The 25,764-nt window shown below is 69.1% G+C and carries 32 protein-coding genes and 1 tRNA gene; 12 read left to right on the forward strand and 21 right to left on the reverse strand.

Annotated elements, in window-relative coordinates; all coding sequences use genetic code 11:
• The first annotated feature begins 97 nt into the window (after positions 1-97).
• A complete protein-coding gene (locus ACZ6ZD_RS23890) occupies positions 98-532 on the forward strand; it encodes a DUF6319 family protein (RefSeq protein WP_465675616.1) in 435 nt (144 codons plus the stop codon).
• 398 nt (positions 533-930) lie between these two features.
• Here the strand turns inward: ACZ6ZD_RS23890 and ACZ6ZD_RS23895 are convergent, their stop codons facing one another.
• Positions 931-1,059, reverse strand: coding sequence for a hypothetical protein (locus ACZ6ZD_RS23895; RefSeq protein WP_465675618.1), 129 nt, complete (start codon positions 1,057-1,059; stop codon positions 931-933).
• A 199-nt stretch (positions 1,060-1,258) separates the two neighbouring features.
• Here ACZ6ZD_RS23895 and ACZ6ZD_RS23900 point away from each other — a divergent pair, with 199 nt between their 5' ends.
• A complete protein-coding gene (locus ACZ6ZD_RS23900; protein ID WP_465675620.1) occupies positions 1,259-1,810 on the forward strand; it encodes a DUF6817 domain-containing protein in 552 nt (183 codons plus the stop codon).
• Here the strand turns inward: ACZ6ZD_RS23900 and ACZ6ZD_RS23905 are convergent.
• The 6 genes from ACZ6ZD_RS23905 to ACZ6ZD_RS23930 form a co-directional block, all read right to left on the reverse strand.
• A complete protein-coding gene (locus ACZ6ZD_RS23905; RefSeq protein ID WP_465675622.1) occupies positions 1,807-2,208 on the reverse strand; it encodes a hypothetical protein in 402 nt (133 codons plus the stop codon). The genes ACZ6ZD_RS23900 and ACZ6ZD_RS23905 overlap by 4 nt on opposite strands.
• A gap of 42 nt (positions 2,209-2,250) precedes the next feature.
• Positions 2,251-2,973, reverse strand: coding sequence for a PIG-L deacetylase family protein (locus tag ACZ6ZD_RS23910; RefSeq protein WP_465675624.1), 723 nt, complete (start codon positions 2,971-2,973; stop codon positions 2,251-2,253).
• 9 nt (positions 2,974-2,982) lie between these two features.
• Positions 2,983-4,290 carry a D-arabinono-1,4-lactone oxidase gene (locus ACZ6ZD_RS23915; protein WP_465675626.1) on the reverse strand — a complete coding sequence of 436 codons (1,308 nt, stop codon included), beginning with the start codon at positions 4,288-4,290 and terminating at the stop codon, positions 2,983-2,985.
• Entirely contained in the window at positions 4,287-5,444 is a 1,158-nt protein-coding gene (locus ACZ6ZD_RS23920) for an amino acid deaminase/aldolase (protein ID WP_465675627.1), read from the reverse strand. Before ACZ6ZD_RS23920 ends, ACZ6ZD_RS23915 begins: the two co-directional genes overlap by 4 nt.
• Before the next feature lie 84 nt (positions 5,445-5,528).
• Entirely contained in the window at positions 5,529-6,629 is a 1,101-nt protein-coding gene (gene dapC / locus ACZ6ZD_RS23925) for a succinyldiaminopimelate transaminase (protein ID WP_465676089.1), read from the reverse strand.
• 17 nt (positions 6,630-6,646) lie between these two features.
• A complete protein-coding gene (locus tag ACZ6ZD_RS23930; RefSeq protein ID WP_465675629.1) occupies positions 6,647-7,117 on the reverse strand; it encodes a MarR family winged helix-turn-helix transcriptional regulator in 471 nt (156 codons plus the stop codon).
• An 85-nt stretch (positions 7,118-7,202) separates the two neighbouring features.
• On the opposite strand from ACZ6ZD_RS23930, the gene ACZ6ZD_RS23935 reads away from it, so the two are divergent.
• Both ACZ6ZD_RS23935 and ACZ6ZD_RS23940 read left to right on the forward strand, forming a co-directional pair.
• Positions 7,203-7,580 (forward strand): DoxX family protein, encoded by a 378-nt coding sequence (locus tag ACZ6ZD_RS23935; RefSeq protein WP_465675631.1) that lies wholly within the window; start codon positions 7,203-7,205, stop codon positions 7,578-7,580.
• Positions 7,581-7,601: 21 nt separating this feature from the next.
• The gene (locus ACZ6ZD_RS23940) at positions 7,602-8,675 is read left to right on the forward strand and encodes an FAD-dependent oxidoreductase (protein ID WP_465675633.1); all 1,074 of its coding nucleotides are present in this window, start codon (positions 7,602-7,604) and stop codon (positions 8,673-8,675) included.
• Here the strand turns inward: ACZ6ZD_RS23940 and ACZ6ZD_RS23945 are convergent.
• The 6 genes from ACZ6ZD_RS23945 to ACZ6ZD_RS23970 all read right to left on the reverse strand — a co-directional run bounded on the left by ACZ6ZD_RS23945 (position 8,666) and on the right by ACZ6ZD_RS23970 (position 13,761).
• Entirely contained in the window at positions 8,666-9,004 is a 339-nt protein-coding gene (locus ACZ6ZD_RS23945; RefSeq protein WP_425551743.1) for a GroES family chaperonin, read from the reverse strand. The genes ACZ6ZD_RS23940 and ACZ6ZD_RS23945 overlap by 10 nt on opposite strands.
• Positions 9,001-9,264, reverse strand: a complete 264-nt coding sequence (locus ACZ6ZD_RS23950; RefSeq protein WP_465675635.1) for a DUF3618 domain-containing protein — start codon at positions 9,262-9,264, stop codon at positions 9,001-9,003. The genes ACZ6ZD_RS23945 and ACZ6ZD_RS23950 overlap by 4 nt, the downstream gene beginning before the upstream one ends.
• Before the next feature lie 68 nt (positions 9,265-9,332).
• Positions 9,333-10,376, reverse strand: a complete 1,044-nt coding sequence (locus tag ACZ6ZD_RS23955; RefSeq protein ID WP_465675637.1) for a glucose 1-dehydrogenase — start codon at positions 10,374-10,376, stop codon at positions 9,333-9,335.
• 4 nt (positions 10,377-10,380) lie between these two features.
• Positions 10,381-11,223 carry a transglutaminase family protein gene (locus ACZ6ZD_RS23960; RefSeq protein ID WP_465675638.1) on the reverse strand — a complete coding sequence of 281 codons (843 nt, stop codon included), beginning with the start codon at positions 11,221-11,223 and terminating at the stop codon, positions 10,381-10,383.
• Positions 11,220-12,164, reverse strand: coding sequence for an alpha-E domain-containing protein (locus ACZ6ZD_RS23965; RefSeq protein ID WP_465675640.1), 945 nt, complete (start codon positions 12,162-12,164; stop codon positions 11,220-11,222). The genes ACZ6ZD_RS23960 and ACZ6ZD_RS23965 overlap by 4 nt, the downstream gene beginning before the upstream one ends.
• A gap of 16 nt (positions 12,165-12,180) precedes the next feature.
• Positions 12,181-13,761 (reverse strand): circularly permuted type 2 ATP-grasp protein, encoded by a 1,581-nt coding sequence (locus tag ACZ6ZD_RS23970; protein ID WP_465675642.1) that lies wholly within the window; start codon positions 13,759-13,761, stop codon positions 12,181-12,183.
• Between the two features lie 81 nt (positions 13,762-13,842).
• Between ACZ6ZD_RS23970 and bcp the strand changes: the two genes are divergently transcribed.
• The 3 genes from bcp to ACZ6ZD_RS23985 all read left to right on the forward strand — a co-directional run bounded on the left by bcp (position 13,843) and on the right by ACZ6ZD_RS23985 (position 16,366).
• Positions 13,843-14,310: a thioredoxin-dependent thiol peroxidase gene (gene bcp, locus ACZ6ZD_RS23975; RefSeq protein ID WP_465675644.1), complete on the forward strand. Its 468-nt coding sequence runs from the start codon at positions 13,843-13,845 to the stop codon at positions 14,308-14,310.
• A 266-nt stretch (positions 14,311-14,576) separates the two neighbouring features.
• Positions 14,577-16,238 (forward strand): VWA domain-containing protein, encoded by a 1,662-nt coding sequence (locus ACZ6ZD_RS23980; protein WP_465675646.1) that lies wholly within the window; start codon positions 14,577-14,579, stop codon positions 16,236-16,238.
• Positions 16,239-16,285: 47 nt separating this feature from the next.
• Positions 16,286-16,366, forward strand: a tRNA-Leu gene (locus ACZ6ZD_RS23985).
• 328 nt (positions 16,367-16,694) lie between these two features.
• Here ACZ6ZD_RS23985 and ACZ6ZD_RS23990 read toward each other — a convergent pair.
• On the reverse strand, positions 16,695-17,138 hold the full coding sequence (locus tag ACZ6ZD_RS23990; protein ID WP_465675648.1) for a MarR family winged helix-turn-helix transcriptional regulator: 444 nt from the start codon (positions 17,136-17,138) through the stop codon (positions 16,695-16,697).
• Between the two features lie 105 nt (positions 17,139-17,243).
• Between ACZ6ZD_RS23990 and ACZ6ZD_RS23995 the strand changes: the two genes are divergently transcribed.
• Both ACZ6ZD_RS23995 and ACZ6ZD_RS24000 read left to right on the forward strand, forming a co-directional pair.
• Complete coding sequence (locus ACZ6ZD_RS23995; RefSeq protein ID WP_465675650.1) at positions 17,244-17,567, forward strand: DMT family transporter; 324 nt, start codon at positions 17,244-17,246, stop codon at positions 17,565-17,567.
• A complete protein-coding gene (locus ACZ6ZD_RS24000) occupies positions 17,564-17,926 on the forward strand; it encodes a DMT family transporter (RefSeq protein ID WP_465675652.1) in 363 nt (120 codons plus the stop codon). The genes ACZ6ZD_RS23995 and ACZ6ZD_RS24000 overlap by 4 nt, the downstream gene beginning before the upstream one ends.
• Here the strand turns inward: ACZ6ZD_RS24000 and ACZ6ZD_RS24005 are convergent.
• The 4 genes from ACZ6ZD_RS24005 to ACZ6ZD_RS24020 are packed head-to-tail and all read right to left on the reverse strand — an operon-like array spanning position 17,910 to position 20,649.
• Positions 17,910-18,494 (reverse strand): hypothetical protein, encoded by a 585-nt coding sequence (locus ACZ6ZD_RS24005; protein WP_465675653.1) that lies wholly within the window; start codon positions 18,492-18,494, stop codon positions 17,910-17,912. The two genes, ACZ6ZD_RS24000 and ACZ6ZD_RS24005, sit on opposite strands and share 17 nt — an antisense overlap.
• Before the next feature lies 1 nt (position 18,495).
• Entirely contained in the window at positions 18,496-19,101 is a 606-nt protein-coding gene (gene rdgB, locus ACZ6ZD_RS24010; RefSeq protein WP_465675655.1) for an RdgB/HAM1 family non-canonical purine NTP pyrophosphatase, read from the reverse strand.
• Complete coding sequence (gene rph / locus ACZ6ZD_RS24015; RefSeq protein ID WP_404646018.1) at positions 19,098-19,814, reverse strand: ribonuclease PH; 717 nt, start codon at positions 19,812-19,814, stop codon at positions 19,098-19,100. The genes rdgB and rph overlap by 4 nt, the downstream gene beginning before the upstream one ends.
• 10 nt (positions 19,815-19,824) lie before the next feature.
• Positions 19,825-20,649, reverse strand: coding sequence for an SGNH/GDSL hydrolase family protein (locus tag ACZ6ZD_RS24020; protein WP_465675658.1), 825 nt, complete (start codon positions 20,647-20,649; stop codon positions 19,825-19,827).
• 162 nt (positions 20,650-20,811) lie between these two features.
• Between ACZ6ZD_RS24020 and ACZ6ZD_RS24025 the strand changes: the two genes are divergently transcribed.
• A complete protein-coding gene (locus ACZ6ZD_RS24025) occupies positions 20,812-21,984 on the forward strand; it encodes a Gfo/Idh/MocA family protein (protein ID WP_465675660.1) in 1,173 nt (390 codons plus the stop codon).
• A 165-nt stretch (positions 21,985-22,149) separates the two neighbouring features.
• On the forward strand, positions 22,150-22,974 hold the full coding sequence (locus tag ACZ6ZD_RS24030; RefSeq protein WP_465675662.1) for a hypothetical protein: 825 nt from the start codon (positions 22,150-22,152) through the stop codon (positions 22,972-22,974).
• Here the strand turns inward: ACZ6ZD_RS24030 and ACZ6ZD_RS24035 are convergent.
• Both ACZ6ZD_RS24035 and ACZ6ZD_RS24040 read right to left on the reverse strand, forming a co-directional pair.
• Positions 22,971-23,717: an MBL fold metallo-hydrolase gene (locus tag ACZ6ZD_RS24035; protein WP_465675664.1), complete on the reverse strand. Its 747-nt coding sequence runs from the start codon at positions 23,715-23,717 to the stop codon at positions 22,971-22,973. The two genes, ACZ6ZD_RS24030 and ACZ6ZD_RS24035, sit on opposite strands and share 4 nt — an antisense overlap.
• Before the next feature lie 10 nt (positions 23,718-23,727).
• On the reverse strand, positions 23,728-24,477 hold the full coding sequence (locus ACZ6ZD_RS24040) for a TetR/AcrR family transcriptional regulator (protein ID WP_465675666.1): 750 nt from the start codon (positions 24,475-24,477) through the stop codon (positions 23,728-23,730).
• Between the two features lie 74 nt (positions 24,478-24,551).
• Here ACZ6ZD_RS24040 and ACZ6ZD_RS24045 point away from each other — a divergent pair, with 74 nt between their 5' ends.
• Complete coding sequence (locus ACZ6ZD_RS24045) at positions 24,552-24,782, forward strand: hypothetical protein (RefSeq protein ID WP_465675668.1); 231 nt, start codon at positions 24,552-24,554, stop codon at positions 24,780-24,782.
• Here the strand turns inward: ACZ6ZD_RS24045 and murI are convergent.
• Positions 24,779-25,582 (reverse strand): glutamate racemase, encoded by an 804-nt coding sequence (gene murI / locus ACZ6ZD_RS24050; RefSeq protein WP_465675670.1) that lies wholly within the window; start codon positions 25,580-25,582, stop codon positions 24,779-24,781. The genes ACZ6ZD_RS24045 and murI overlap by 4 nt on opposite strands.
• Between the last annotated feature and the right edge of the window lie 182 nt (positions 25,583-25,764).

Genomic DNA, 25,764 nt, shown 5'->3' on the forward strand with positions numbered 1-25,764 from the left:
GGGCGGGTTGGTGTTGGGGTCGAACGTATGTTCTAATGTTCGCACAGCGCCAGCCCGCTCACCGCGGGCGATGTTCTAGAAGGAGATCGCCGCAACGATGACTGTAGACACTCTGGCAGTAGAAGCGCCGTCGGACGTCGCCGACACTCCCGACACCACCTTGGCCGCCCCCACCGACAGCCCGACCGACGGCTCGCCCGTCGACGCGACGCCCGAGGCCCCCGCGCCGAAGAAGGCCCCCGCGAAGAAGGCCGCCGGCAAGAAGACCAAGACCATCGAGCTCACCCTGACCGTCACCGGCACCGCCGACGGCGAGTGGCACGCCGAGCTCAAGCAGGGCTCCACCTACCTGGCCCGCGGCCTCGCCGTCGCCGCCGCCGCCGTCTCCCGCGCCGCCAAAGAGCTGCACGAAGACCTCTCCACCCCCATCGACGAGGTCATCGAAGAAGCCCGCTCCCAGCAAGCCGCCAAGGTAGCCGCCCTCGAAGCCGAACTCGAAGCCGCCAAAAAGGCCCTCGCCGACCTCGACTAACCACCCGCGGCCACCCTCAGCCAGTCCGTCCCCACTCCACGGCCCGACTGCCTGACCCCAACCGCGCCCCTCACCAAGCCGCGACCCTCGCCGGTCCGGCTCCCCCGGTCACAGCCCTCGCCGGCCACGACCAGGCCCTGGCCGCCACCTTCCCTGGCATCCAGGACCACCCGATGCCGCCCTCTTCCCAGGGCGACCATCGCGTCCCGCAGCCCCGGCGCCTCCGCCCCGGGGCTGCGGCCGTTCCACCCCAGTACCATCCGCGGCCCTCCGCCGCCGTACCAGCGGGAGGCGGATCCCAGACACTCACCAACTGGCACCGCAGGCCCGCGATACGCCGCAACCAACGGCGCGTTGCGGGGGCGGAGCGGGGTTGGTGAGTGGGGGCGGTTCGGGGCTCAGCGGTTGGCTGCGGGCGCCGGGGGTGGGGTCAGGGCGGCGTCCAGGCGGGTGGTGAGGGTGATGGTGAGGATGGTGAGGAGGGCCAGGGCGGCGATGAGGGTCCAGCGGGCTGTGGTGTTGCTCATGGGGACGAGTTTGGCTGGGGTGGGGCGGGATTTGGGGGGATTCAGGGGGTTGCGGGGGTGTGGTCAGGGGGAATGGGGGGTTAAGGGGGTGTGACCGAATCGGCACGCCGGGGTGGTGGGCGGGGAGTGCGGATTGACCTTACGGTTGGTGCCTGGGCCGGTCCGTGGGCCCTGGCCGCTCGTGTCGAGAAGAGGTCAGATGAGCACTTTCCAGGACTTGGGTTCGTTGCTGCTGGTCCGCGGGGCGGACGAGATCGAGCACGCGGGCGGCAGCCTGTACGTGCATCTGCACCGGGTGGCGAAGCGGTTGGCGGGGCTCGGTGCTTCGGAGACGCTGGTGCTGGCCGGCCTGGGGCACGCGGCGTACGGGACGGACGGCTTCCCGACCCATCTGTTCGACTGGCAGACCGAGCGGCCGGTGCTCGAGTCGGTGATCGGGGCGGACGCCGAAGCGCTCGTCTACGCGTACGGCGCGACCGACCGGGAGACCAGCTGGCGCGATCTGGCCGAGCACAGGACGATCGCCGACCGGTTCACCGGGACGTCGGAGGAGCTCGGCTCGGCGGCGTTGCGCGACCTCGTCGACCTCACGATCGTGAACGAGCTCGACGTTCTCGACCACGCGCCGAAGCTGCAGGAGAAACTGCGGCCGTTCCTGCAGGAGCAGGTCCCGCGCTGGCAGTCGCTCGCCTCCCCCGCGGTGCTCGCCGAGGCACAGCGGGTGCTGCAGCTCGGCGCACCTGCCGCCTAGGGCAGCTCCAGCTCCGCCCGAAGCGACGGCGGGTTCGGCTTCGGACGACGCGGCTCGCGGTCACCCGCCGCATCGCCCGGGCCCTGCGGTGAGATCCAGGAGCGGACGAGCGTGCGCCCGCGCCGGCTCAGCCGATGCAGGTCGACGCGCTCGACCTGCGCGGCCGGGAAGCCCAGCTGCGCCAGGCTGCGCTGCGCCCGCTCGTAGGCCTGGTCGTGTTTGCGCGGCGACGTCCGATGCGACAGGACGATCGCCAGCGAGCCGTCGGGCAGGTTGTCGATGCGCTGCAGGCGCAAGGCCTTGTCCAGCGCGAACGACTTCAGCGACAGCTCGACGTACTCGGGGTCGGAAAGTCGGCGGACCGGCTTGGCATGAGCGATCACTTCGTACCTGGACATGTACCGATCATCCGTCGCCGGCCGCCGACCTTCAAGGAATGCTTACGGGTTGAAGACCTCGAACCGCGTCGCGTACTTCGTCCCGAGCTGCGCGCCCGACGGCCGGCCCACCCCTTCGAGGAACTCCTCCGCGTCGAAATGCGGCCAGTTCAGCCCGTCGATGTACGCCTTGTGCGCCTTGAGCGACGCCACCCCGGCCGCGAAGGTCTCGGTGGTGTCGACGCCGTGCCGCGAGTCCGGCGAGCCGGCCGCCCAGACCTGTTTGACGCCACCCCACTTCTCCCCGGCGTCCGGGAAGATCCACCGGTTGGCGGCGTCGCGGACGGCGTCCAGCGTCGCGCGACCGGTGGCGATGTGGTCGGCCTGGTTGAGCAGGACGTCGCCGTCCCAGGTCGCCCGGAAGTTGTTTGTGATGACGATCTCCGGCTGGTGCCGGCGGATCACCTCGGCGATCACCCGCCGCAACGGGACGCCGTACTCGATCGTGCCGTCCGGCTGGCCGAGGAACTCGACCACCGACACCCCGACGATCCGCGACGACTCGATCTGCTCCGCCTCGCGCAGCGGCCCGCACTCGGCCGGCGCGAGCCCGTCGATCCCCGCCTCACCCGACGTCAGCAGGCAGTACACGACCTCCTTGCCCTGCGCCGTCCAGCGCGCGATCGCCGCCGCGCAGCCGAACTCGAGATCGTCCGGATGCGCGACCACGGCCAGCGCCTTCTGCCAGTCCTCGTCGACGGCCTGCAGCCCCTCCACAGCATTCATACCGCGAACCTACTCGCCGAACACCCGCCGCGTGTAGGGGTTGCCGAAGACCCGCCCCGGGTCGACCCGATCGCGCACCGCGAGGAAGTCGTCGAACCGCGGGTAGACCGCGCGCAGCTCGCCGGCGCCGAGCGTGTGCAGCTTCCCCCAGTGCGGCCGGCCCTGGTAGTCGGCGACGATCCGCTCGAAGGCCTGGAAGTACGCGTCGTGCGCCATCCGGTGGTACTGGTGGATGGCGACGTACGCCGTGTCCCGCCCGGACGCCGTGGACAGCCAGATGTCGTCCGCGGCCGCGACCCGGACCTCGATCGGGAACGGGATATGGGTGCCCGAGGCATCGATCCAGGACCGCAGCCGCTGGATCACCTCGACCACGTGCGCGCGCGGGACGGCGTACTCCGACTCCCGGAAGACGACGTTGCGTTCAGAGCAGAAGACCTTGTGCGAGAAGTCGATGTACTCGCGGGCGGACAGGGCCCGCGAGGCGAGTTTGTTGATCCGCGGGACCAGCGTCGGACGCCGTTGCGCGAGCCGGTTGGTCAGCTCGAAGACCCGGTTCGACAGCAACTCGTCGTCGATCCAGCCGCGGATCGCGCCGACCGGCGACGGCCCGACGCCGGGCGCGACCCGGTTGTTGCGTTTGGTGAGCGCGACGTCGGTGTGCGGGAACCAGTAGAACTCGAAGTGATCGTTGCCGTCGGCAAGCTCATCGAACCCGGACAGCACCTCGGCCAGCGGGAGCGGCATCTCCTGCGCGCGGAGCAGGAACGCGGGCACCGTGCGCAGCGTGAGTGAGCTGATGACGCCGAGCGCGCCGACCGAGACCCGCGCGGCCGCGAAGACGTCGGCGTTCTCCTCCGGTGAGCAGTGCAGGACGGAGCCGTCGGCGGTGACGAGGTCGAGCGCGGCGATCTGGGTGGCGAGACCGCCGAGGCGCGCGCCGGTGCCGTGGGTGCCGGTCGAGATCGCGCCGGAGATGGTCTGCTTGTCGATGTCGCCGAGGTTCTCCAGGGCGAGGTCGAAGGCGTGGATGCCGGCGTTCAGCTTGCGCAGGCCGGTGCCCGCGCCGACCGTGACGTGACCGGACGCCTGGTCGGCCGAGGTGATCGCGGCCAGCCCGTCGAGCCGGATCATCGTCTGCTCGGGCGCGGCGCAGCCGGTGAACGAGTGCCCGGCGCCGACCGCCTTGAGTTTCTTGCCCTGCTCGGCCGCGGCCTTGACCGACGCCGCGAGCTCGTCGACGGACGACGGCCGCAGGACCTCGATCCCGGTCGCCGTCTCGGTGCCGGCCCAGTTCCGCCAGGTGGTGGTCGTCATCCGAAGTTCTTCCCCTCACCTCGGTACGTCGCGAGCTCGGTCAGCTCGGCGCCGTCGATCGCGTACACGGAGTCGAAGCGCTCGAACATCTCCCCCGCCTTCGCGTACCGCATCCAGACCCGGTCGCCGACCTGCAGCGCCGCGGCGGCGTCCCCGACGACCGGAGTCTGCACCTCACCGGCGCCTTCGGTGCCCAGCAGCTTCATGCCGGTCGGCCACGCGGGCAACGGCAGCCGGGACTTCTTCGCCGGCCCGGAAGCGATGTAGCCGCCGGCGAACAGCGTCGCGATCTTCGGCGCCGGCCGACGGACGACGTCCAGCGCGTACGCGACAGCGGGCTCCGGCTGGAAGACGTCGTACTTGTCGAAGAGCGTCGGCCCGTAGAGGCCGGAGCCGGCGGTGACCTCGGTGACGGCCGGGTCGGCGCTGCTGATCTCGAGGCTGCCGGTACCGCCGCTGTTCACGATCCGGAGCGCGGCGATCTGCTTGACCGCGTCGACGACGGCGCCGCGGCGGTCAGCAAGCTCGGCGGCGGAGCGGCGCTTGACCCATCGGACGGCGGGTGACGTGTCGGGCAGCCCGGCGATCTGGGCCTCGTAGAACATCACGCCGGTCAGCTCGAAGGCGTCGTTCGCGACGACCTGGCGCGCGAGCGTGACGACGTCCTCAGGGGTGCGGAGCGGCGAGCGGCGGACGCCGAGGTGCTGGCCGAAGAGCCGGAGCGAGGCGTCGACGTCCAGGCAGACCTGGATCTTCGCTCCGCCGCCGCCGCTGACGCTGCGGACGAAGGCGAGGTGTTCGGGTGAGTCGATCATCAGCGTGATCTTGGCGGCCGATTCGGGGTCGGCGGCGAGTGCGCGCAGCGCGGTGCGGTTCGCGGTCGGGTAGCCGAGCAGGATGTCGTCGACGCCGTTCCGGGCCAGCCAGAGCGCCTCCGCGAGCGAGTACCCCATCACGCCGTGGAAGCCGGGCCGCTCCAGCGCGGCCGCGAGCAGCGGACGGCAGCGGACGGACTTCGACGCGATCCGGATCGGCGTGCCGGCCGCCCGGCGGACCAAGTCGTCGGCGTTCCGCCGGAACGCCGCCAGGTCGACCACGGCGTACGGCGCCTCGATCGCTGCCGTCAGCCGTGCGTACCGCTCGAACTCGCCCATAACGGGAGTGTAGGCGAAGGAATACTGAAAGGTAATACATCTTTTCTATTAGTGATGGATCACAAGACCACCGACGGCAGTGGACTAGGGGTTGAGCCGCTTGGCCGCCGCTTCGATGCGCTCATCGGTCGCAGTGAGCGCGACGCGGATGTGGTGGGTGGCATCGGGGTTGTAGAAGGTGCCCGGCGCAGCCAGGATGCCGTGGTCGGCCAGAGTGCCGAGCTGCGCGTAGGCCTCATCCGTGGGGTGGTCCGCCCACAGGTAGAGGCCGCCGTTCGACAGGGTGATGTTCCAGCCGGCCGCAGTGAGCGCGTCACGAAGCAGAGTGCGGCGGCGCAGGTACCGCTCGCGCTGCTCGTCGACGTGGACGTCGTCCGCGAAGGCTGCGGCCATTGCGGCCTGAATCGGGCTCGGAACCATCAGACCGGCGTGCTTGCGGACTGCGAGCAGCTCCGCGACCACCGTCTCGTCGCCGACGACGAACCCGCCGCGGTAGCCCGCAAGGTTCGACCGCTTCGACAGCGAGTGCACTGCGAGCAGATTGTCGAAGCTGCCGCCGCACACCGACGGGTGCAGCACTGACACCGGCTTCTCGTCCCAGCCGAACTCCGCGTAGCACTCGTCACTGACCAGCAGGACGTCGTTCGCCCGGGCCCACTCCACTGCACGCCGCAGGTCGTCGGCCGACGTGATCTCACCGGATGGGTTCCGCGGCGAGTTCAGGTAGGCGATGCGGACCGGACCGTCGTACGCCGTCGGATTGGCCACCGGCACGCTGGTCGCCCGCGTCAGCGCCGCACCGGCCTCGTACGTCGGATACGCCAGATCCGGGATCAGAACGGTGTCACCGGCACCCACCCCGAGCAGCGTCGGCAGCATCATGATGAGCTCTTTGGTCCCGATTACCGGCAGCACTGCGGACTGCGGGTCGACGTCCACCACGCCGAGCCGCCGGGCGAGCCAGTCGACCGCGGACTGCCGGGCGGACGCCGTACCGAGCGTGGTCGGGTACGCCGGGGCGTTCGCCGCGTCAGCCAGCGCCTTCTGCACCAGCGCGGGCACCGGGTCGACAGGACTGCCCACAGACAGGTCGACGATGCCGTCTGGATGCTCAGCCGCCTTCTGCTTGTACGGGGCGAGCTTGTCCCACGGGAAGTCCGGCAGCCGCTTGGAGGTCTCGAAGATCACCTGTCCATTGTTGCTCAGCAGGACTTGTCCGGATCGACGCGGGCCAGGATCTGGTCAGCTATGACCCGCAGCTGCGCCAGCTGCTCCGGAGTGAGCGCGTCAATGACGAACTCGCGGACTGCGGCGACATGGCCGGGCGCAGCGGTGACCAGAAAGGCGAAACCGGCGTCCGTCAGCGTGGCGACGGTGATGCGGCCGTCGTCCTCAGCCGGGCGGCGCTCCACGAAGCCACGGCTCTCCAGGCGCTTGACCACATGCGACAGCCGCGACAACGAGCCGTTGGCGAAGCCGGCCAGGTCACTCATCCGGCGCGAGCGCCCCTCTGACTCCGACAGGCCCGCCAGAACGAGGTACTCGAAGTGCGTGAGCCCGGACTCCCGCTGGAGCTGGCTGTCGAGCGCACCGGGCAGCTTGAACATCAGACCGGCCAGCGACAACCACGCCGCCAGCTCGTCCGAGGAAAGCCACTTCGGGTCCGCCGTCATGGGACCATTCTACCCGTTGCTTGACGCTTCAAGTCATGCCCTCTACGGTTGGGTTGAAACGTCAACTCAGCACCGAGAGTGAGCCATGAACGTCTTTCTGTGGATTCTGGCCGGGGTCCTGGCCGCCTTCTTCCTGGCCGCCGGGCTCGGCAAGGTCGCCCAGCCGTACGCCAAGGTGCGCGCCAACCCGAACATGAAGTGGGTCGAAGCCTTCTCCCCCGGTCAGCTCAAACTGCTCGGTGCGGCGGAGCTGCTCGGCGCGCTCGGCCTGATCCTGCCCGCCGCTCTCGACATCGCCCCGATCCTGACGCCGCTCGCGGCCTCCGGTCTGGCCGTGATCATGATCGGCGCGATCATCACGCACGCGCGCCGCAAGGAGAACCAGCCGATCGTGCTGAACACGATCGTCCTGCTGCTCGCGCTCGTCGTCGCGATCTTCCGCTTCGGCCCGAACAGCTTCTGATCTCTGCGCGATACTCGATGGATGACGTACGACGTAGCGGTGGTCGGCGCCGGAGCGATGGGATCGGCGGCCGCCCGGGCGCTGGCTGCCGCTGGTCGTGATGTCGTCGTCCTGGAGCAGTACCCGCTCGGCCACGACCGCGGTGGCTCGCACGGCGGCACGCGGCTCTTTCGCCCGGCCGCGGACGACGCCGAGGTCGCTGCGATCACTGAGCAGGCTCGTCCGCTGTGGCGCGAGCTGGAGGCGGAGTCCGGCGAGACACTCTTCGAGGTGACCGGCGGCATCGACTTCAACGTCACCGCCGCGACTGTCGAGACCTTCCGCGCTCTGCACGCGACAACAGGTGAGGTGCTCACCGCTGCGGAGGCCTCCGAGCGCTGGCCCGGCATCCGGTTCAGCACGCCAGTCCTGCACCAACCCGGTTCCGGTCGGTTGTACGCCGATCGGACCGTCAAGGCGCTGCAGACCGTGGCGGCTCGGCTTGGCGCCGAGTTCCGCGGGCTGTCACCGGTAGCGGGGCTGCGTCGGCACAACGGTCTGGTGGAGCTCGACGTACCGGGTGGTGCGGTCAGAGCGGCGCAGGTCGTGGTGACGGCCGGCTGCTGGGCGCCGAAGCTTCTGGGCGGACTGGTGGCGCTGCCGCGGTTCCGGGTCAGCCAGGAGCAGCCGCGCTTTTTCGCACCTGTGTCACCAGACCTGACCTGGCCGAGTTTCGTGGACCAGAGCGTCAGCAGCTACGGCCTCTTCGAGGAGGGCTCGGGGGTGAAGGTCGGTCTGCATGCGACTGGACCGACAGTCGACCCGGACACCCGCGACTTCCAGGTCGAACCCGAGCGGGACGCCGAGCTGATCCGGTACGTCGAGTCGACGTTCCCCGGCCTGGACACCGGGCGGACGACGGCCATCAGCTGCCTCTACGACAACACGCCGTCCGGGAACTTCGTCATCGACCGCTCCGGGCCCATCACCGTCGCTGCGGGCTTCTGCGGCTCCGGCTTCAAGTTCGTGCCGCTGGTCGGCCAGTACGTGCGTGATCTGGTGACCGGCGCAGGCGGCGTACCGGAGCGGTTCCGGCTGTCCTCACATCAGAGGTAGAGGCCGGTTTGGCCGTCCTCCAGGCGGTTGGCGGCGACGGCATGCAGGTCGCGCTCGCGGAGCAGGATGTAGTCGTCGCCGCGGACCTCCACCTCGGCCCGGTCCTCCGGGTCGAACAGCACGCGGTCGTCGACCTCGACGGTCCGGACGTTGGCGCCGATCGCGACGACCTTCGCCCAGGCCAGCCGGCGGCCCATCTGGGCGGTGGCCGGGATCAGGATGCCCGCGGACGACTTACGCTCGCCTTCGGCCTCCACCGAGACCAGGACGCGGTCGTGCAGCATCCGGACCGGCAGCTTGTCGTCGGCCAGCTTCTTGCGAGAGGTCACCGGCGTCCCACCAGCTTGCGGATCAGCAGCAGGACGGCGAGGCCGCCCGCGACCGCACCGGCCACGGCGACGATCTTCTGGGTGCGCAGCTGGCCGGTCTCGTCGAAGACCTGGGCCTTGGCCTGCTCCACCTGACGCATCGCGACGTTCTTCGGGTGCGTGCGGTCGACCAGCTCGTCCACGGTCGAGGCCAACCGCGCCCGCGTGGCGGCGATATCCGCCTCGATCTGCTCGGCGGTCCGAGCCTTCGTGTCCGACACTTGTCGACGCTCCCTTCGCTGCGTAGGGCACTGCCCCGGTGGGCCATGCCCCACCCCATCCTCGCAGGTCAGCTCCGCAAGTCCACGACCACCTTGATGTCATCCGGCTCACGGACCAGTGCGGCCGTCCAGTCGGACAGCGGGACTTTCCGCGTGATCAGACGCTGCAGCCAGACCGCATCGGCGCGCAGCAGCACGTCAACGGCGTCCGCATAGTGCCGCTTACCTGCGTTCACCGCGCCGACCACTGCGACGTTACGGACGACGAGCTGCCGGATCAGCGCGTCTAGCTGCACCTCGATGGACGCCGGCCCGGGCGAGATGCCGATCAGGCACATCACCCCAGCGGGCCCCAGAAGCTTCGCGGAGTCGTAAACGACCTGTCCGGCGCCAGTCGCTTCGATCACGATGTCCGGTACGACGGTGAGGTCGGCCAGGTCAGTCACGTACGTCGCGTCGAGCGCACGGACCAGATCGGGCTTGGGGCCGTCCGTCATCCGGTCGAGGACATGGACGTCGTACCCGCGCTGTCTGCCGATCATGGCCGCCAGCAACCCGATCGGACCGGCGCCGGTGATCAGAACGTGCTCCGGGCCGTACCAGGCTCGGCGTCCGACCACGTCGATCTGCTCCCAGGCCTTGGTGAGCACACTGGCCGGCTCGACCAGGATGCCCAGCTCGCCCAGCTCCGCGGGGACGGGTACGGCGAAGTACGGGTCGACTCGCCAGCGCTCGGCACCGTAGCCGTCCATCTCCTTGATGCCGCGCTCGGTGTAGCGGAAGTTACGGCAGAAGTCCCACTCACCGCGCGCACAGGCCGGACAGGGCTCTGGGTCCGGTCTGCGGACCACACCGGCGACCAGATCGCCTGGTGCGAAGCCGGAGCCGGCAGGAGCCTCCAGAACGCGACCGAGCGACTCGTGGCCGATCACCAGCTGGTCAGCGCCCGGACGGCCGCTGCCGAAGACACCTTCGACCAGCTCCAGGTCAGTGCCGCAGATGCCGGTCAGCAGGCCCTCGACGAGGATCGAGCCGTCACTGTCGGGTGGCTCGGGAACTTCGCCCAGTGTTGCCGAGTTGGCACGTCCTGGCGTGACGGTCATGGCCCGCATGGGTTCAGGCTAACCGCGTCATGTCGACCGTCACCTCGATCGCCGTCGCCGCGCCGCCGGAGTAGATGCCCTTCAGCGGCGACACGTCACCGTAGTCGCGACCAGTGGCGACCCACACGTGCCGGTGACCGATCGGAATGTCGTTGGTCGGGTCGAAACCCCACCAGTCGCCGGTCCAGGCCTCGATCCACGCATGGCTCTCGCCGACGACCGTCTCCCCCACTGCGGCGCCAGGCTTGGTGTGCAGGTAGCCGGAGACATAGCGGCTAGGGATGCCGACCGAACGCAGCATGGCCAGCGTCAGGTGCGCGTAGTCCTGACAGACGCCTTCACCGGCCTGCCAGGCGTCCACAGCAGACGAGTGGACGCCCGTCGTCCCGCGTTGGTACTTCAACGTGCCGTACACCCACTTAGCGACAGCGTGCACTGTCTCCTGCGGCGTGCGGCCTTTGCGCAGCTCCCGCGCCACTGCGGCCAGCTCGCGGTGTTTCGGCACGTAAGTGGTCCACTCGAGGTACTCCGCGAAGTTGTCGAGCGACTCCGGCGATTTCACATCCGCCCAGCTCGCAGCAACCACCGGCTCGGCCTGCTCAGCCGTCTCGACCACGGACGCCGCTACTACCTTCAGCTCGGTGTGCGGAGTGAACAGGTCGAACGCGTTGACCTCCGTACCCCAGTAGTCGGTGTACTTGTAGGCCCGTGACGCCGGGACGGTCTCCAGCCGCGCGACCATCAGGTTCTGGCGGGCGTCACTGCGCGGCGTGAGCCGAGCCTCGTTGTAGGACTGCGAGACCGCACCCTCGTACCGATAGCCCGTCGTGTGCACAACTCGGAGACGCCACTTCACAGGTTCACCTCCGCGTTGTTCCACTCGATCCAGGGGACGGCGTGGAAGTACTGCCGCGACACTGCCTCGCCAACTTCGCGCACTGTGGTCTGCAGAGCCTGCAGCCGGCCGGTGAGGTCGTCCAGCAGCTCAGCAGGACGCAGAAACTCCAGATCGCTCCTGGCCCTGCCCAGCAGCCGCGATGCCTCGGCACCAGCGCCGATGCGAGCCGACGGGCCGTGGTCCAGCTCCTCCAGGCAGGTCTCGGCCTGCAGCAGCGCATGGAACGCCGACCGCGGGAAGAGCCGGTCCAGCAGCAGGAACTGCACGACGCGGGATGCGTCGAGTGCGCCGCGGTAGGTCCGCAGGTACGTGTCATGGGCGCCCGCAGAACGCAGTACGGTCACCCAGCCCGGGGACGTCGGCTTGTCACCGACACGGGACATCAGGAGCCGGACGATCATGTCGACGCGCTCCACCGACCGCCCGAGGACCAGAAACCGCCAGCCGTCGTCCCGGCTCATCGTGGAGTCGGCCAGGCCGGCGAACATGGCCGCGCGGTCCTCCACGAAGGTCAGGAAGCCGTGCGGGCCCATACGACGCGCAGCGCGCTGCCGCTCCGGGACGGCGTTCCAGGTCGCGTTGATGCACTGCCAGAGCTCACTGGAGACCACCTCCCGAGCGACGCGGGTGTTCTCCCGGGCGCTGGAGATGGACGAGACGATCGACCCGGTCTCCGGTGACATGGCGACCAGTTCCGTCAGGCCCCACACGTCCAGCGGCGTCCCGTCGGGCGGAGTGATGCCCAGGACGTGCAGCAGGGTCCGGCTGGCCGTATCGGCGTCGACCGACGCGTCTTCGAGCAGCTGGTGGACGGATACGTCCAGGATCCGCGCAGTGTCGTCCGCGCGTTCGACGTACCGGCCGATCCAGTACAGCGACTCGGCGTTGCGTGCGAGCATCGTCAGCACCTCCCCATCACTGTTGCTGCTGCTGTTGGGCGACGTTGAGCTCGGGACCGCGCTCCGGAGTGGGCGCCTCTTCTCCAGCTATCCCCAGCCCGGCGCCACTGAGCTCTGCGATCCCCGCGGACGCGCGAGGCGCCAGGACCCAGGTGTCCTTGGAGCCGCCGCCTTGGGACGAGTTGACGATCAGACTGCCCTCGGGGATCGCCACTCTGGTCAGCCCGCCGGGTAGTACGAACACGGAGTCGCCGTCGTTCACCGCGAACGGCCGCAGGTCTACATGCCGCGGCTGCAGCCGTTCACCGACCTTGGTGGGGACAGTCGACAGCTGTACGACGGGCTGCGCGATCCAGCCGCGCGGATTGGCCTTGATGCGCCGCCTCTGGGCCTGGAGCTCCTTGGCCGAGGCGTCCGGTCCGAAGACGATGCCGTAGCCGCCAGAGCCCTCCACCGGCTTCGTGACGAGCTCGTCGAGCCGGTCCAGCACTTCTGTCTGCTCTGACGGCAGCCAGCACCGGTACGTGTCGACGTTCGGCAGCAGCGGCGTCTCACCGAGGTAGTACTTCAAGATCTCCGGCAGGTAGGTGTAGATCAGCTTGTCGTCGCCTACGCCGTTTCCGATCGCGTTGGCGATCACTACGTTGCCCGCACGCGCTGCGTTCACCAGACCGGCCACACCGAGGACGGAGTCCGGTACGAAGTGCACCGGGTCGAGGAACTCGTCGTCGATCCGTCGGTAGATCACATCGACCCGCTGCTCGCCCTCGGTGGTCCGCAGGTAGATGACGTTGTTCCGGGCGAACAGGTCGCGCCCCTCGACCAGCTCCACCCCCATCTGCCGGGCGAGCAGGGAGTGCTCGAAATAGGCCGAGTTGTAGACGCCTGGCGTCAGTACGACGACGTTCGGGTCGCTGGCACTGGACGGCGCAGCCGCCCGCAGCGACCGGAGGAGGTGGACGGCGTAGTCCCCGACCGGCCGGACGCGATGCTTGGCGAACAGGTCCGGGAACACCCGAGCCATCGTGCGGCGGTTCTCCATCACGTACGACACACCGGACGGACTGCGCAGGTTGTCCTCCAGCACCCGGAAGTCGCCCTGCTCATCCCGGACGACGTCAATACCGGCCACGTGGATGCGGACGCCGTTCGGCGGCACGATGCCAGCCGCCTGACGGTGGAAGTGTTCGCATGAGGTGATCAGCCGGCGCGGCAGTACGCCGTCCGCCACGATCTGCTGGGCTCCGTAGATGTCCGCGAGGAACGCCTCCAGCGCACGGACCCGCTGGACGATGCCACGCTCCAGCCGCGACCACTCCGCCGCTGTAATGACACGCGGCACCAGGTCGAGCGGAAACGGCCGCTCCTGACCAGAGAGGCTGAAAGTGATGCCCTGGTCGACCAGAGCGCGGTCCAGCGCTTCGGAGCGAGTCGTCAGGTCACCGGGACGCAGCGGGCTCAGTGAGTCGTGCAGCCGCCGGTACGCCGTCCGGACTCCGTCGACGGGATCGAACATCTCGTCGTACGCGCCGGCATGCGGACGGCGTGGGTTCAGGTACCCGGCGAACAGCTCCGCGGGGCGGTTTACGCGGCTCATGTCCGCATCTTCACCCACCGCGAGCCCGCGCGCACCTGAAACGTAGGATTGGTCGCAGTTCACTCGAATCTGGAGGGCCTGATGTCCGAACGTCTTTCCGTCGGCGACACCGCACCTGATTTCGCCCTCCAGGATGCCGACGGCAACGAGGTCGCGCTGAAGAGCCTGCGCGGCAAGAACGTGATCGTGTACTTCTACCCGGCCGCGATGACGCCGGGCTGCACGAAGCAGGCCTGCGACTTCCGCGACTCGCTGGACTCGCTCCAGGCCGCCGGGTACGCCGTCCTCGGCATCTCGCCCGACAAGCCGGAGAAACTGGCCAAGTTCCGCGACCGCGACGGCGTGAGCTTCCCGCTGCTCAGCGACCCGGGCAAGGACGTGCTGACGGCGTACGGCGCGTTCGGCGAGAAGACGATGTACGGCAAGAAGGTGACCGGCGTGATCCGCTCGACGTTCGTCGTCGACCCGGACGGCAAGATCGCGGTCGCGCAGTACAACGTGAAGGCCACCGGGCACGTCGCCAAGCTCCGCCGCGATCTGGGGCTCTGACGGGAGAAACCTTCGACCGTTTCATGCAAGCGGTCCAGGGAGCGGGCAAAGCGGTGTGAGTTGGATCACACCGTGAGTTGAGCGATCCGCAGCGACAACATCACCGTCGGTGAGATTTTCCGCTTTCCAGTGAAGCAGGAGTACTGGCAAGCGCTTTGCGGTCTTCCGGAGGGACCGTTTCGGTTCGTGGCGAACTTCGCCCTGACCAGCCGAAACCGGATACTCTGCGCGCGCAGTCAGCCTCTGGGAGGGAGGGACCTGCCGCGATGGGAAAACATTCCTCTGCGGTCACGCGAAGTAACAAGAGCAGCAGCACCAACCGCCGGCCCGTGTACATCACCGCGGTCGGACTACTGGTGCTCGCCATCGGTGGAGTGTTCGTGGTCCGCTCCTTCGGGTCGGAGTCCGGCGCCGACGGTTTCCTCGGCGGTAAAGCCTGTGACGACCCCGCCCAGGTGTCGCTGAGCACCACGCCGGAGGTCCAGGGGCCGCTGGAGGCCGCAGCGAAGTCGCTGTCGGCGAAGGGCGGCGAGAACGGCGTCCCGTGCTTCCAGTTCACGATCACCGCCGCATCGGCGTCCCGCGTGGCCAGAGACGTCCAGAGCGGCAGTGACAACCGCCCCGACCTGTGGGTCCCCGACTCGTCGCTGTGGGTCTCGCAGGCCGACGACGGCGAGTCCGTGCCGACCGTCGCCGTACCGTCGATCGCCAGCTCGCCGCTGGTGCTCGCGGGCCTCAGTGCGAACTTCGCCGACACCTCTTCCTGGCTGGGCAGCTTCGCGGGCGCCGAGCCCGCGCTGCTCGATCCGCTGAACACCTCGGCGGGCGCGCTGGCGCTGCTGGCCGTCCAGTCCGAGCGGCAGAAGACCTCGACGTCCAACAACGACGTCGCGCAGGTGGTCGTCCCGCTCGCGCAGCGGCTCGGCTCGATGCCGAAGCCGTACACCGACGCCGGCGTCGTCCTCGGCCGGGCGGCCCGGGAGGGCAGCAAGGTGATCGTCCCGGTCTCGGAGCAGGGCTTCGTGAAGTTCCAGGAGGAGCACCCGGAGAGCCTGACCAAGGCCGTCATCCCGAGCACCGGCACGCTGGCGCTGGACTACCCGATCGTCGTCACCGCCAAGACCGACACCACGAAGGCGACCGACGCCGCCAAGGCGCTGGCCTCCGAGGTGATCGGCGACGCCTTCACCAAGGAGCTCGACAAGACCGGCCTCCGGGTGCCGAGCCTCACACCGCTGACCGGCGGCCGCGGCGTCGGCGACGTCCAGCAGCTCCCGAAGCCGAACGCCGACGGCATCAAGACCGCCCTCGGCAACTGGAGCCGGCTGTCGCTGTCGACCCACTCGCTCGCGGTCATCGACGTCTCCGGCTCGATGGCCGAGAAGGTCGGCAACAAGACCCGCATGCAGCTGACCATCGAGGCGGCCGGCGGCGGTCTGCAGATGTTCCCGAACGAGGCCGCCCTGGGCCTGTGGACCTTCTCCACCAAGATCGGCCGCGACGGCGCCGACTTCAAGGAGCTGGTCCCGATCCGGACCCTGTCACCCAACCAGCGGCAGAAGATCCTGGCCAACCTCAAGGTCCAGCGGCCGACCCCGAACGGCGGCACCGGCCTCTACGACACCGCGATCGCGGCCGTCCGCGCCGTCCGCCAGCAGTACCAGTCGGACGCCGTCAACTCGATCCTGCTCTTCACCGACGGCAAGAACGACGACCCCGGCAGCCCCACCCTCGAGGACACCATCCGCGCCCTCGAAGGCCTCCGCGACCCGGCCCGCCCGGTCCGCATCATCGCCATCGGCATGGGCCCCGACGCCAACCCCGAAGAACTCCGCCGCCTGGCCCAGGCCACCGGCGGCCAGTCCTACGTAGCCGAAGACCCCAGCGACCTCAAAGCCGTCTTCGTCGACGCCCTCCAAAGCCGCTGACCCACACCGCTCCCCTAGGATGCTTCCTAGGGGAGCCCCTCCCCCCAGCCAGAGTGGTGGAACGGCAGACACGCCGGCTTTAGGTGCCGGTGCCCCCGGGCGTGCGGGTTCAAATCCCGTCTCTGGTACAACCGCGACGCATACCTGCCACACCCAACAGTCCCGTGTTCAAGTGGCTTCTGTCCCGCCACCGCTCCCACCGAGCGGAGGCGGCTCCGATGAGCGCCCCCGCCGGCCAAGGTCTGGACGCCGTCCGCCGCATTCGCGACGACATCGACACGAGGGGCCGGGCCCTGCTCGAGGAGCTCCTCGGATACTCCCGGCCGCTGTACTGACGGACGGGTAGAGGTCGCCGGAACGAGCTACCCGAAGCCGGCCCCACGCTCAGCCGGGCGGAGCCGCTGCGACTACTACCCGTTGGCCAGGCCGCGATCCTGGGCGCGCTGGAGCGGGTCGCTAGCTGAGGGACGTGCGGAGGGCCTGGACGGTCGGCCCTAGTTCGGGGTCGGCGGCGTGGAGGTTGAGGGTGGCGGAGAGGACTTCGGCGTAGGTGGCGCGGGCTTGGGCGTGGCGTTCGCGGCCTTCGGGGGTGATGACGGCGTAGACGCCGCGTTTGTCGGAGGGGCAGAGGTCTTTGTAGGCGTAGCCGGCGGACTCGAGGCGGGCTACCAGGCGGGTGACCGAGGACTGGTTGAGGCCGACTTTGTCGGCTAGCTCTTGCATGCGGAGCTCGTTGGTGGACGACGCCGCGAGGTGTTCGAGGGAGCGGTAGTCGGAGAGGGCGAGGCCGTGCCGGGCCTGGAGCGCCTGGGCCAGCTCGCGTTCGACGCGGGCGTGTAGCGCGAGGAGGCGATCCCACGCGCTGCGATCGGAGGCGAGGGCGACAGCCGGGGTTCCCATGGGGTCAGATTACATGTTCATGCAAGGAGTTGCGCGATTGAGCTGCCATCTTCTAGCGTGGCTGCGACAAGTAGTTGCATGTACATGCATTGAAAGGATCTGCAGATGGAATGGCTCTATCTCGGGGTGGCGGTGGTCTTCGAGGTGGTGGTGGCGATCGCGGCCGGTAAGGCCGAGGGGTTCACCAACCGCCGCTGGACGATCGTGACGCTGGTCAGCGGCGCGTTCGGCACGTACTTCCTCAGCCGCGCGCTGCTGACGTTCGACGTCGGCGTCGGGTACGCGCTCTGGACGTCGGTGTCCGGCGTCGGCATCACCCTGCTCGGCGCACTGCTCTTCGGGCAGCGCCTCAGCTGGCGCAAGGCGCTCGGCATCGCCGCGATCATCGTCGGCGTGGTCGGCCTCCAGCTCAGCGGCGGCGCCGCATGACCCCGACCGGACCGCGCCCGACCGCCAACGCCTGGCTCACGCTCCTCCTCGCCGGCGCCTTCGAGATCGGCTACGCCCTCGCCGTCGGCGGTAGCCACGGCTTCACCCGGCTGAGCTGGTCCCTCGTCGCCGTCGTCTTCTTCCTACTCACCCTCTGGGCCCTCAGCGCGGCCCTCCGCACCATCGAGGTCGCCCTCGGCTACGCCGTCTGGGCCGGCATCGGCGCCGCCGGCGCCGCCGCCCTCGGCCCCGCCTTCTTCGACCAGTCCCTCACCCTCACCCAGTCCCTCTGGCTCGGCCTGATCATCCTCGGCGTCACCTGGCTGAAACTGGCCGACCGGCCTAGTCGAGGGTCTTGAGGTAGGCGGCGCCTCGGGGGGAGAGTTCGTAGCCGGTTTCGAGGCTGTGGGTGAGGCCGAGGTTCTTGAGTTTGCGGACGTCGAGTTTGAAGGGGGCGGTCTCGCGGTCGAGGGACGCCGCCAGGTCGGCGGCCCGGGTGGCGGGGCGGGACTGGATGAGGCGGAGGGTGGCGGTCGTCCAGGGGCCGTGGGGGTTGGCGTCGAAGCGGGCCAGGCGGTCGGTGAGCTCGGTGAGGTCTTCGGGGGTGAGGTCGGTTTGCGCGGCCAGCTCTTCGCGGGGGTCGGGGCCTTTGACCAGGTGGAAGCGGATCAGGAAGGTCGGCCAGGACTCCTCGCCGCGGAGGCGGCGGAGGATGTCACCGGCGTTGCGGCGATCGGCGAGCGCGACGTCGGGATCGGTGTCGGCGATCAGCGCGGGGTTGATCTCGCTGATGCTGTCGATCTGGATGCGGCCGGCGTTCGTCCGGTAGACGCGGCCCTCGACCACCCGGGCCTCGGACCAGCGCCGGTACGCCGACGTGATCCAGCCGTCCTCGACACCTTCGCGATCGGATCCGGCGAACAACATGTCAGGCCCCCAATGCTTTCGCGACGATCGGCGCCAGCGCGCGCAGGGCCTTGCCCCGGTGGCTGATCGCGTCCTTCTCCTCGATCGACAGCTCCGCCGTCGTCCGGTCGTAGCCCTCGGCCGCGAACAGGACGTCGTACCCGAAGCCGCCCGAGCCGCGGACCTCGCGGACCACCGAGCCGCGCATCTCGCCGAGCACCAGCTCATCGGCCGCACCCTCGCGGACGAAGGCGACGGCCGCGACGAACGACGCGCCGCGGCGCTCGTCCGGTACGTCCTCCAGCTGGCCGAGCAGGAGCTGGTTGTTCGCGTCGTTGTCCTTGAGCGGGCCCGACCAGCGCGCCGACAGGACGCCGGGCATCCCGTTCAGCGCGTCGACGCAGATGCCGCTGTCGTCGGCGATCGACGGCAGGCCGGTCGCGGCCAGCGCCGCATGCGCCTTGAGCAGCGCGTTGCCCTCGAAGGTCGGCTCGGTCTCCGGCGGCTCCGGGTACGCCGGGACGTCGCCCAGCCCGAGCACCTCGATCCCCGGAACGATCGGCGTCAGGATCCGCCGCAGCTCCTCGAGCTTCTTCTTGTTGTTCGAAGCCAGCAGAACCTTCGTCACGCCAACGCCTCCTGCTGCAGTTTGGCCAGGTCGGCGCAGCCGGCCAGGCCGAGCGAGAGCAGGCTGTCCAGCTCGGCGCGGTCGAACGGCGCGCCCTCGGCCGTGCCCTGCACCTCGATGAACTTCCCGTCGCCGGTGATGACGAGGTTCATGTCGGTCTCGGCCCGGACGTCCTCCTCGTAGCAGAGGTCGAGCATCGGGGCGCCGTCGATGATGCCGACCGAGACCGCCGAGACCGTGCCGGTCAGCGGCTCGCTCTTCAGCAGTTTGCGGTCGCGCAGGTACGAGACGGCGTCCGCGAGCGCGACGTAGGCCCCGGTGATCGCGGCCGTCCGCGTGCCGCCGTCGGCCTGCAGGACGTCGCAGTCCAGCAGGATGGTGTTCTCGCCGAGGGCCTTGTAGTCGATCACCGCGCGCAGCGAACGCCCGATCAGCCGGGAGATCTCATGTGTCCGGCCGCCGATCCGGCCCTTCACGGACTCGCGGTCCGAGCGGGTGTTGGTCGATCGCGGCAGCATCGCGTACTCCGCGCTGACCCACCCGAGGCCGGAGCCCTTCCGCCAGCGCGGAACCCCTTCGGTCACACTCGCCGCGCAGAGCACCCGCGTCTTCCCGAACTCCACCAGCACCGAGCCCTCGGCGTGGTCGAGCCACTTCCGCGTCAGTGTCACCGGGCGGAGCTGGTCAGGGGTACGTCCGTCGATACGAGCCATGGACCGAACCCTATGCCTCCAAGCGCTGGACCTCCGCATTGGTCAACGCGCCTGTGGATAACCTTCGCGGACTGACCGCCATCCGGGCGACGAAGGGCAGCAGGTCGCCGGCCCGGCGCCCGATCCACGGCACGCCCTCCCGAACCATCCAGACCGTGTCCGCCCACCTGCTCGGCGGCTTGTACGCGCAGTCCAGAGCCGGGGGGACGTCGATCCGCAGTCCGCGCCCAGCCAGCTCGTCGGCGAAGACGCGGGCCAGGTGGCGATGCCCACGCTCCCCCGGATGCAGCCGGTCGATGCTCCAGAAGTCCCGCCGGTACACCTCGGGGTAGTCGGCCATGTCCAGCCGGACGCCGCCGTACCGGGCGTAGAGGTCGTCGTAGGCGAGGTTCACCTGCTCGATGCGCTGCCACAGCGGCCGTCGCATCCATTTCGGCAGGCCGAACACCTGACCGTGGTCGTGGAACCGGACCGTGAGCAGCAGCGCGCCCCGAGCGGTCAGCTGCTCGGCGCACACGTGCAGGTGCTCACGGATCCGCCCCGGGTCGAACGTCGAGCGCAGCGTGTCGTTGACCCCGACGATGAGCGAGGCCAGGTCGATCGGCCCACTGCCGGTCTCGGGGAGCTGTTCGGTCGCGACCAGATCGACGGTCGCGCCACTGGTCGCGAGGTTGGAGAACGTCACACGGTGGGAGCAGGCCAGCGATTCGGCGAGCAGCGAGGCCCAGCCCCGCCACCCCTCACCGGACCGCGCTCCCGCACCGGAAAGGTCGGTCGTACTGCTGCCGTTCATCGGATCCCCGACCCCAACGGTGGTCGAGTCCCCAAGTGCCACGTAGTGGAGGCTCACATTCCGCCATGGTGCGCGCACGGAGGGAGACTCCGATGTTGCCTGGGTGACCAGGAAGGCAATTCCAGTGGGAGGACGGGTGATTGAAGGACGCAATTGCTCGGAGTTAGGGTGTTACAAACAACTATGTGCAGGAGTTGCTGGCTGATGACTGATCTTCGGTTCGGTGTGGTCGGGCTCGGCGCCCGGAGCCGCATCGCGCAGTACGCCCACCGCCCCGGCGCGGGTTCGGCGGTGGTGGCGGTCGCCGACCCGGTCGCCGCGCAGCGCGAGCAGACCCTCGAGCTCTACCCGGAGGCGACGGCGTACGCCGGCCACGCGGAGCTGCTCGACCTGAAGCTGGACGGCGTCTTCCTGACCACCCCCGACGACCTGCACGAGGGACCGGCCGTCGACTTCCTCGCCGCCGGCGTCTCCGTGTTCGTCGAGAAGCCGCTGGCGATCACCACCGAGGGCTGCGACCGGGTGCTGCAGGCGGCGTACGACTCCGGCGCCCGGCTGTACGTCGGCCACAACATGCGCCACATGCCCGTCGTCCAGACCATGCGGCAGCTGATCCAGGACGGCGCCATCGGCGAGGTCAAGGCGATCTGGTGCCGCCACTTCGTCGGCCACGGCGGCGACTTCTACTTCAAGGACTGGCACGCCGACCGCCGCCGGACCACCAGCCTGCTGCTGCAGAAGGGCGCCCACGACCTCGACGTGATGCACTGGCTGGCCGGCGGCTACACCACGCGCGTCAACGCGATGGGCGCCCTGACCCTGTACGGCGGCATCACGGACCGGCTCGACCGCTCCGGCCAGCGCTTCTCGGACTTCGTCAGCTCGGACAACTGGCCCCCGCTGGAGCAGAAGGGCCTGGCGCCGGTCATGGACGTCGAGGACCTCTCCACGGCCAACCTGCTGCTCGACAACGGCGTACTGATGACGTACGAGCAGTGCCACTTCACTCCGGACTACTGGCGCAACTACACCGTCATCGGCACCCACGGCCGCCTGGAGAACTTCGGCGACACCGCAGGTGGCGTGGTGAAGGTCTGGAACAGCCGCCGGTCCGGCTACCGCGAGGACGCCGACCAGGTGGTCGAGATCGCCGGTGAGACCGACCACCACGGCGGTGCCGACCCGCATCTGGTCGACGAGTTCATCCGCTTCGTCCGGGACGGCGGCGCCACTCTGACCTCCCCCATCGCCGCCCGCGCCGCAGTGGCCGCGGGGTACGCCGCCACGACGTCGCTCCGCTCCAACGGCGTACCAGTCGACGTCCCGGAGCTGGATCCGGCGCTGGTGAGCTATTTCGACGGCGGACAGGCTCGGTGAGGGTGCTATCTTCTACAACGTGACCAGGTACGCCGCGATGCGAATGCTGAGCCCCCGATTCGGAGGTCCGTCAGCGGCGTAGGCACGTGTGCTTGCAGCGAGAGGCCTCCGGTTCCGGGGGCCTCTTCGCATTTCCGGCAACCACACACCCCAGGAGCAACAGCAATGCCTCAGATCACCTACCTGACCGACTGTCACGACGGAAACGCCCGCGCCCGGCTCAGCACCCGCATCGGCGCCCTCTTCGGCCAGTCCCCCACGATCATCGCTCTGGACGGTCCGGACCCGGAGTCCTTCGCCGCCCTGACTCTGCTCGACTGCCTGCGCGCTACCGAGTCACTGGGCCAGACCGCGCACCCGACCATCACTCTGCTCAACCTGGCGCCCCGCGACGGCCACTGGCCGAACGGCGTCCCGTTCGGCTACTTCCACTACGGACCGCACCTGGTCGCCACGACGTTCAATCCGCGCGCCCTGGAGCTGGTCCGCCGCGAGCTGGGCATCAGCAAGCTCCACGTGACCGACATCGCCGAGGTGCTGGCCACCACCGGCCTCGACCCCGCTGCGGCGCAGCAGATCACCGACACCCAGTTCCGCAGCCTCTGGTACCTGCCGCTGCTCGCGAAATGGGTCTTCGACGGGACGCCGATCCCGGCCACGCCGACCGCGATTCCCGACACCCCCGAAGTAGGCCCGATCGTGACCGTCGTCGACAATTTCGGCAACTGCAAACTCGATCGGCGGCCCGAGCAGCTCGCCATCGCAGGGGTCGCGCGCTACCCGCACCTGACCGCCGTGCCGCGGCAGCAGCCCGGCCTGATCCCCGGGAGCTCCGGAGACGGGTACGCCGAACTCGTCGTCCGCGGCGGCTCGGCAGCGGCCTACTTCGGCCTACGCCAAGGCGATCGGCTACAGCCCGAGTTGGTTGCCGATCGCACCGGCGCGGCGGCAGGGGTCGCCGGACCGGTCGTTGCGGAGCACAACGGCTAGATCTCGAAGACTGCGTGGGGGGTGGCGATCTCGATCGGACCGGGATAGGTCCGCCGGGCGTTCTCGGCCTGGGTGGCGCGGTCGAACCACGGCGGTACGTGGGTGATCACGAGTTTCTTCGCGCCGGCCTTCTTCGCGTGTTCGCCGGCATCGGACGGGGACAGATGCAGATCGACGGGATTGTTGGGGTTGTCGTCCGGCAAGGCGGCTTCGGACAACAGCAGGTCGGCGCCCCGGGCCAGCTCGATCAGCGCGTCGTTCGGCCCGGTGTCACCGGTGTAGACCAGCGTCTTTCCGTTGTGCTCGACCCGGATCGCGTACGCCGGCACCGGGTGCACCATCGGCGCGGTCCGGACCGTGAACGGGCCGATCTGCTGAACCTCCTGCCAGGTATGGAAATCCAGCTCCTCCTCCATCCCGGGGTCGATCGGGAGGTCGTAGGCCAGCGCCATCCGCTCCGCCGCTCCGGGCGGGGCGAACACGGGAATACGGGGAATCGGTGAACCCGGCGCGTACTTCGCCGCGACGTACAGGCCGCACAGGTCCATACAGTGGTCAGGATGCAAGTGGGACAGGCCGATCGCGCCGATCTGCGGAACGGCGATATGCCGCTGGAGCGATCCGAGTGCGCCGCTGCCGAGGTCGAGGACCAGGTGAAAACCCTCGGCGGAGACCAGATAGCTCGAGGCGGCCGAGTCCGGCCCGGGGACGGACCCCGAGCAGCCGAGCACGGTGAGCTTCATATCTTGAAGATTACCGGCGGGTTGCGACCTTTGCAGACAAGCCGGTCGCGTCGCGGAACAGCTGATCCAGTTGCCTGGCAATGATTTCGCGGACGTCCGGGGCCGTTCTGGTGCCGTGGACAACATCCAGCCCGAGTCCGGTCACCCCGGCGACCAGCAGGTCCGCGGTCGAGGCGATGTGGATCCCGGGGCGCAGCAGGCCCTGTTCCCCGGCGTACCGCAGGATCAGCGCGACGAAGTCCTCCAGGGAGCGGTCGCCGGACAGGAAGATCGCGGCCAGAGCGGGATCGGCCAGGCTGCGGGCGTAGTACCCGACCAGGGCGCGCAGGCTCAGCCGGCGGTGCGCGTCGAGCGGCAGGAACTCCTCCAGAATCGCGCCCAGCAAGGCCTTCGGGTCGGTCAGGTCGGCCTGGATCCGGCCGGCGGCGAGCTGTTCGTTGGTGCGATGCAACAACTCCAGCGAGTCGACGAGCAGCTGGTGCTTGGTTCCGAAGTGATATTGCACAACTCGCACCGACACCCCCGCCGCGGCGGCCACCGAGCGCATGCTGACCGCGTCCAGCCCTTGTTCGGCGGCGATGGCCCAGACCACTCGCGCGATCTCGGTACGCCGTTCGCTCGGGCCGGTCGCCACCGGAGCCGGCGCCTGGCGGGCGCGGTAGGCCTTGGCCTGGCAGGCCCGCGAGCAGTACAGCGGCCGCCGCCCGCGCTCGGGCAGGCTCAGCGCAGCACCGCAGACCCGACACATTTCGTCACGCACCTTCACAGGATATGCGTGATGAAACGGCGAAACCCAGACTTAAGTAGCACGGACCCGTTGTTACGGTCGTATCCATGGACGAGGGAATGTACAGACTGGCAATGGTCGTGACGGCGTTTCTCGGGATCTGGGAGGGCGTCATCGCGCTGATCTTCGAGCTGTGGACCGACAAGGGCCCGACCGTGCTCACCGCGGCGAACTACCTGGACGCGCCGTGGTGTTACGTCGTTGCAGGCGGCGCAATCGTCGTCGCACTGCTGTTGCTCGCGGCCCTCGACAAGGGGCGCGAGCGGGCCGCCGGCTAGCGGACCCAGGCGAACTGGTCGACCGAGGAGAGGACCGGGCCGAGGAAGCGGGAGCCGATCGCCTCGAACTCCGAGGGCGTTCCGGTCGTGACGAAACGGTGTTTCGGTTCGGGGAGGGCGTCGGAGCGGAGCAGGCCGGTCTTGGTGAGGACGCCGTACACGTCCTTGGCGCACTCTTCGGCGCTGCTGACCAGGGTGACGCGGTCGCCGACGACGTACGAGATGACGCCGGTCAGCAACGGGTAGTGGGTGCAGCCGAGGATCAGCGTGTCGACGCCGGCGTCGACCAGCGGGTCGAGGTACTCGTGCGCGGCCTCGAGCAGCTCGGGGCCGGACGTCACGCCGGACTCGACGAAATCGACGAACTTCGGGCAGGGCCGGGTGATCAGCTCCACCTGCGGCGCCGCGGCGAACGCGTCGTCGTAGGCCTGCGACTGGGCGGTCGCCGCGGTGCAGATGACGCCGACCTTCTGGTTCCGGGTCGCGGCGACCGCGCGCCGCGCGGCCGGCAGGATCACCTCGACGACCGGGACGTCGTACCGCTCGCGGGCGTCGCGCAGCATCGCGGCGCTGGCCGAGTTGCAGGCGATCACGAGCATCTTCACGCCGGCCTCGACCAGGTGGTCCAGGCACTCCAGCGCGTACTCGCGGACCTCGGCGATCGGCTTCGGCCCGTAGGGCTGCCGGGCCGTGTCACCCAGGTAGAGGATCGGCTCGTGCGGCAGCTGGTCGAGCACCGCGCGAGCGACGGTGAGGCCGCCGAACCCTGAATCGAAGATCCCTACCGGCGCGTCCGTCACGACCGGCAGTTTATCCGGGGCTGCCACACCGAGCGGCGGCGACCCGTAACCGAACCCGGTTTCGGGTCGTTTTGAAGTTCACCCCATTCGAACTCACGAAACGACACGCCGACCTTGTCCACATCTTTACGTTATGCAATTGCCAATCCACGTGATTCGCGCCACTCTGGACCGATGTTAGT

It is taken from the genome of Kribbella sp. NPDC104218, from assembly GCF_055584105.1.

Bases quoted from the DNA above. Each gene is read 5' to 3' on its own strand.
- ACZ6ZD_RS23890 (WP_465675616.1), top strand. From the start codon at position 98: ATGACTGTAGACACTCTGGCAGTAGAAGCGCCGTCGGACGTCGCCGAC.
- ACZ6ZD_RS23895 (WP_465675618.1), bottom strand. From the start codon at position 1,059: ATGAGCAACACCACAGCCCGCTGGACCCTCATCGCCGCCCTGGCCCTC.
- ACZ6ZD_RS23900 (WP_465675620.1), top strand. From the start codon at position 1,259: ATGAGCACTTTCCAGGACTTGGGTTCGTTGCTGCTGGTCCGCGGGGCG.
- ACZ6ZD_RS23905 (WP_465675622.1), bottom strand. From the start codon at position 2,208: ATGTCCAGGTACGAAGTGATCGCTCATGCCAAGCCGGTCCGCCGACTT.
- ACZ6ZD_RS23910 (WP_465675624.1), bottom strand. From the start codon at position 2,973: ATGAATGCTGTGGAGGGGCTGCAGGCCGTCGACGAGGACTGGCAGAAG.
- ACZ6ZD_RS23915 (WP_465675626.1), bottom strand. From the start codon at position 4,290: ATGACGACCACCACCTGGCGGAACTGGGCCGGCACCGAGACGGCGACC.
- ACZ6ZD_RS23920 (WP_465675627.1), bottom strand. From the start codon at position 5,444: ATGGGCGAGTTCGAGCGGTACGCACGGCTGACGGCAGCGATCGAGGCG.
- ACZ6ZD_RS23930 (WP_465675629.1), bottom strand. From the start codon at position 7,117: ATGACGGCGGACCCGAAGTGGCTTTCCTCGGACGAGCTGGCGGCGTGG.
- ACZ6ZD_RS23935 (WP_465675631.1), top strand. From the start codon at position 7,203: ATGAACGTCTTTCTGTGGATTCTGGCCGGGGTCCTGGCCGCCTTCTTC.
- ACZ6ZD_RS23940 (WP_465675633.1), top strand. From the start codon at position 7,602: ATGACGTACGACGTAGCGGTGGTCGGCGCCGGAGCGATGGGATCGGCG.
- ACZ6ZD_RS23955 (WP_465675637.1), bottom strand. From the start codon at position 10,376: ATGCGGGCCATGACCGTCACGCCAGGACGTGCCAACTCGGCAACACTG.
- ACZ6ZD_RS23965 (WP_465675640.1), bottom strand. From the start codon at position 12,164: ATGCTCGCACGCAACGCCGAGTCGCTGTACTGGATCGGCCGGTACGTC.
- ACZ6ZD_RS23970 (WP_465675642.1), bottom strand. From the start codon at position 13,761: ATGAGCCGCGTAAACCGCCCCGCGGAGCTGTTCGCCGGGTACCTGAAC.
- bcp (WP_465675644.1), top strand. From the start codon at position 13,843: ATGTCCGAACGTCTTTCCGTCGGCGACACCGCACCTGATTTCGCCCTC.
- ACZ6ZD_RS23980 (WP_465675646.1), top strand. From the start codon at position 14,577: ATGGGAAAACATTCCTCTGCGGTCACGCGAAGTAACAAGAGCAGCAGC.
- ACZ6ZD_RS23990 (WP_465675648.1), bottom strand. From the start codon at position 17,138: ATGGGAACCCCGGCTGTCGCCCTCGCCTCCGATCGCAGCGCGTGGGAT.
- ACZ6ZD_RS23995 (WP_465675650.1), top strand. From the start codon at position 17,244: ATGGAATGGCTCTATCTCGGGGTGGCGGTGGTCTTCGAGGTGGTGGTG.
- ACZ6ZD_RS24000 (WP_465675652.1), top strand. From the start codon at position 17,564: ATGACCCCGACCGGACCGCGCCCGACCGCCAACGCCTGGCTCACGCTC.
- ACZ6ZD_RS24005 (WP_465675653.1), bottom strand. From the start codon at position 18,494: ATGTTGTTCGCCGGATCCGATCGCGAAGGTGTCGAGGACGGCTGGATC.
- rph (WP_404646018.1), bottom strand. From the start codon at position 19,814: ATGGCTCGTATCGACGGACGTACCCCTGACCAGCTCCGCCCGGTGACA.
- ACZ6ZD_RS24025 (WP_465675660.1), top strand. From the start codon at position 20,812: ATGACTGATCTTCGGTTCGGTGTGGTCGGGCTCGGCGCCCGGAGCCGC.
- ACZ6ZD_RS24030 (WP_465675662.1), top strand. From the start codon at position 22,150: ATGCCTCAGATCACCTACCTGACCGACTGTCACGACGGAAACGCCCGC.
- ACZ6ZD_RS24035 (WP_465675664.1), bottom strand. From the start codon at position 23,717: ATGAAGCTCACCGTGCTCGGCTGCTCGGGGTCCGTCCCCGGGCCGGAC.
- ACZ6ZD_RS24045 (WP_465675668.1), top strand. From the start codon at position 24,552: ATGGACGAGGGAATGTACAGACTGGCAATGGTCGTGACGGCGTTTCTC.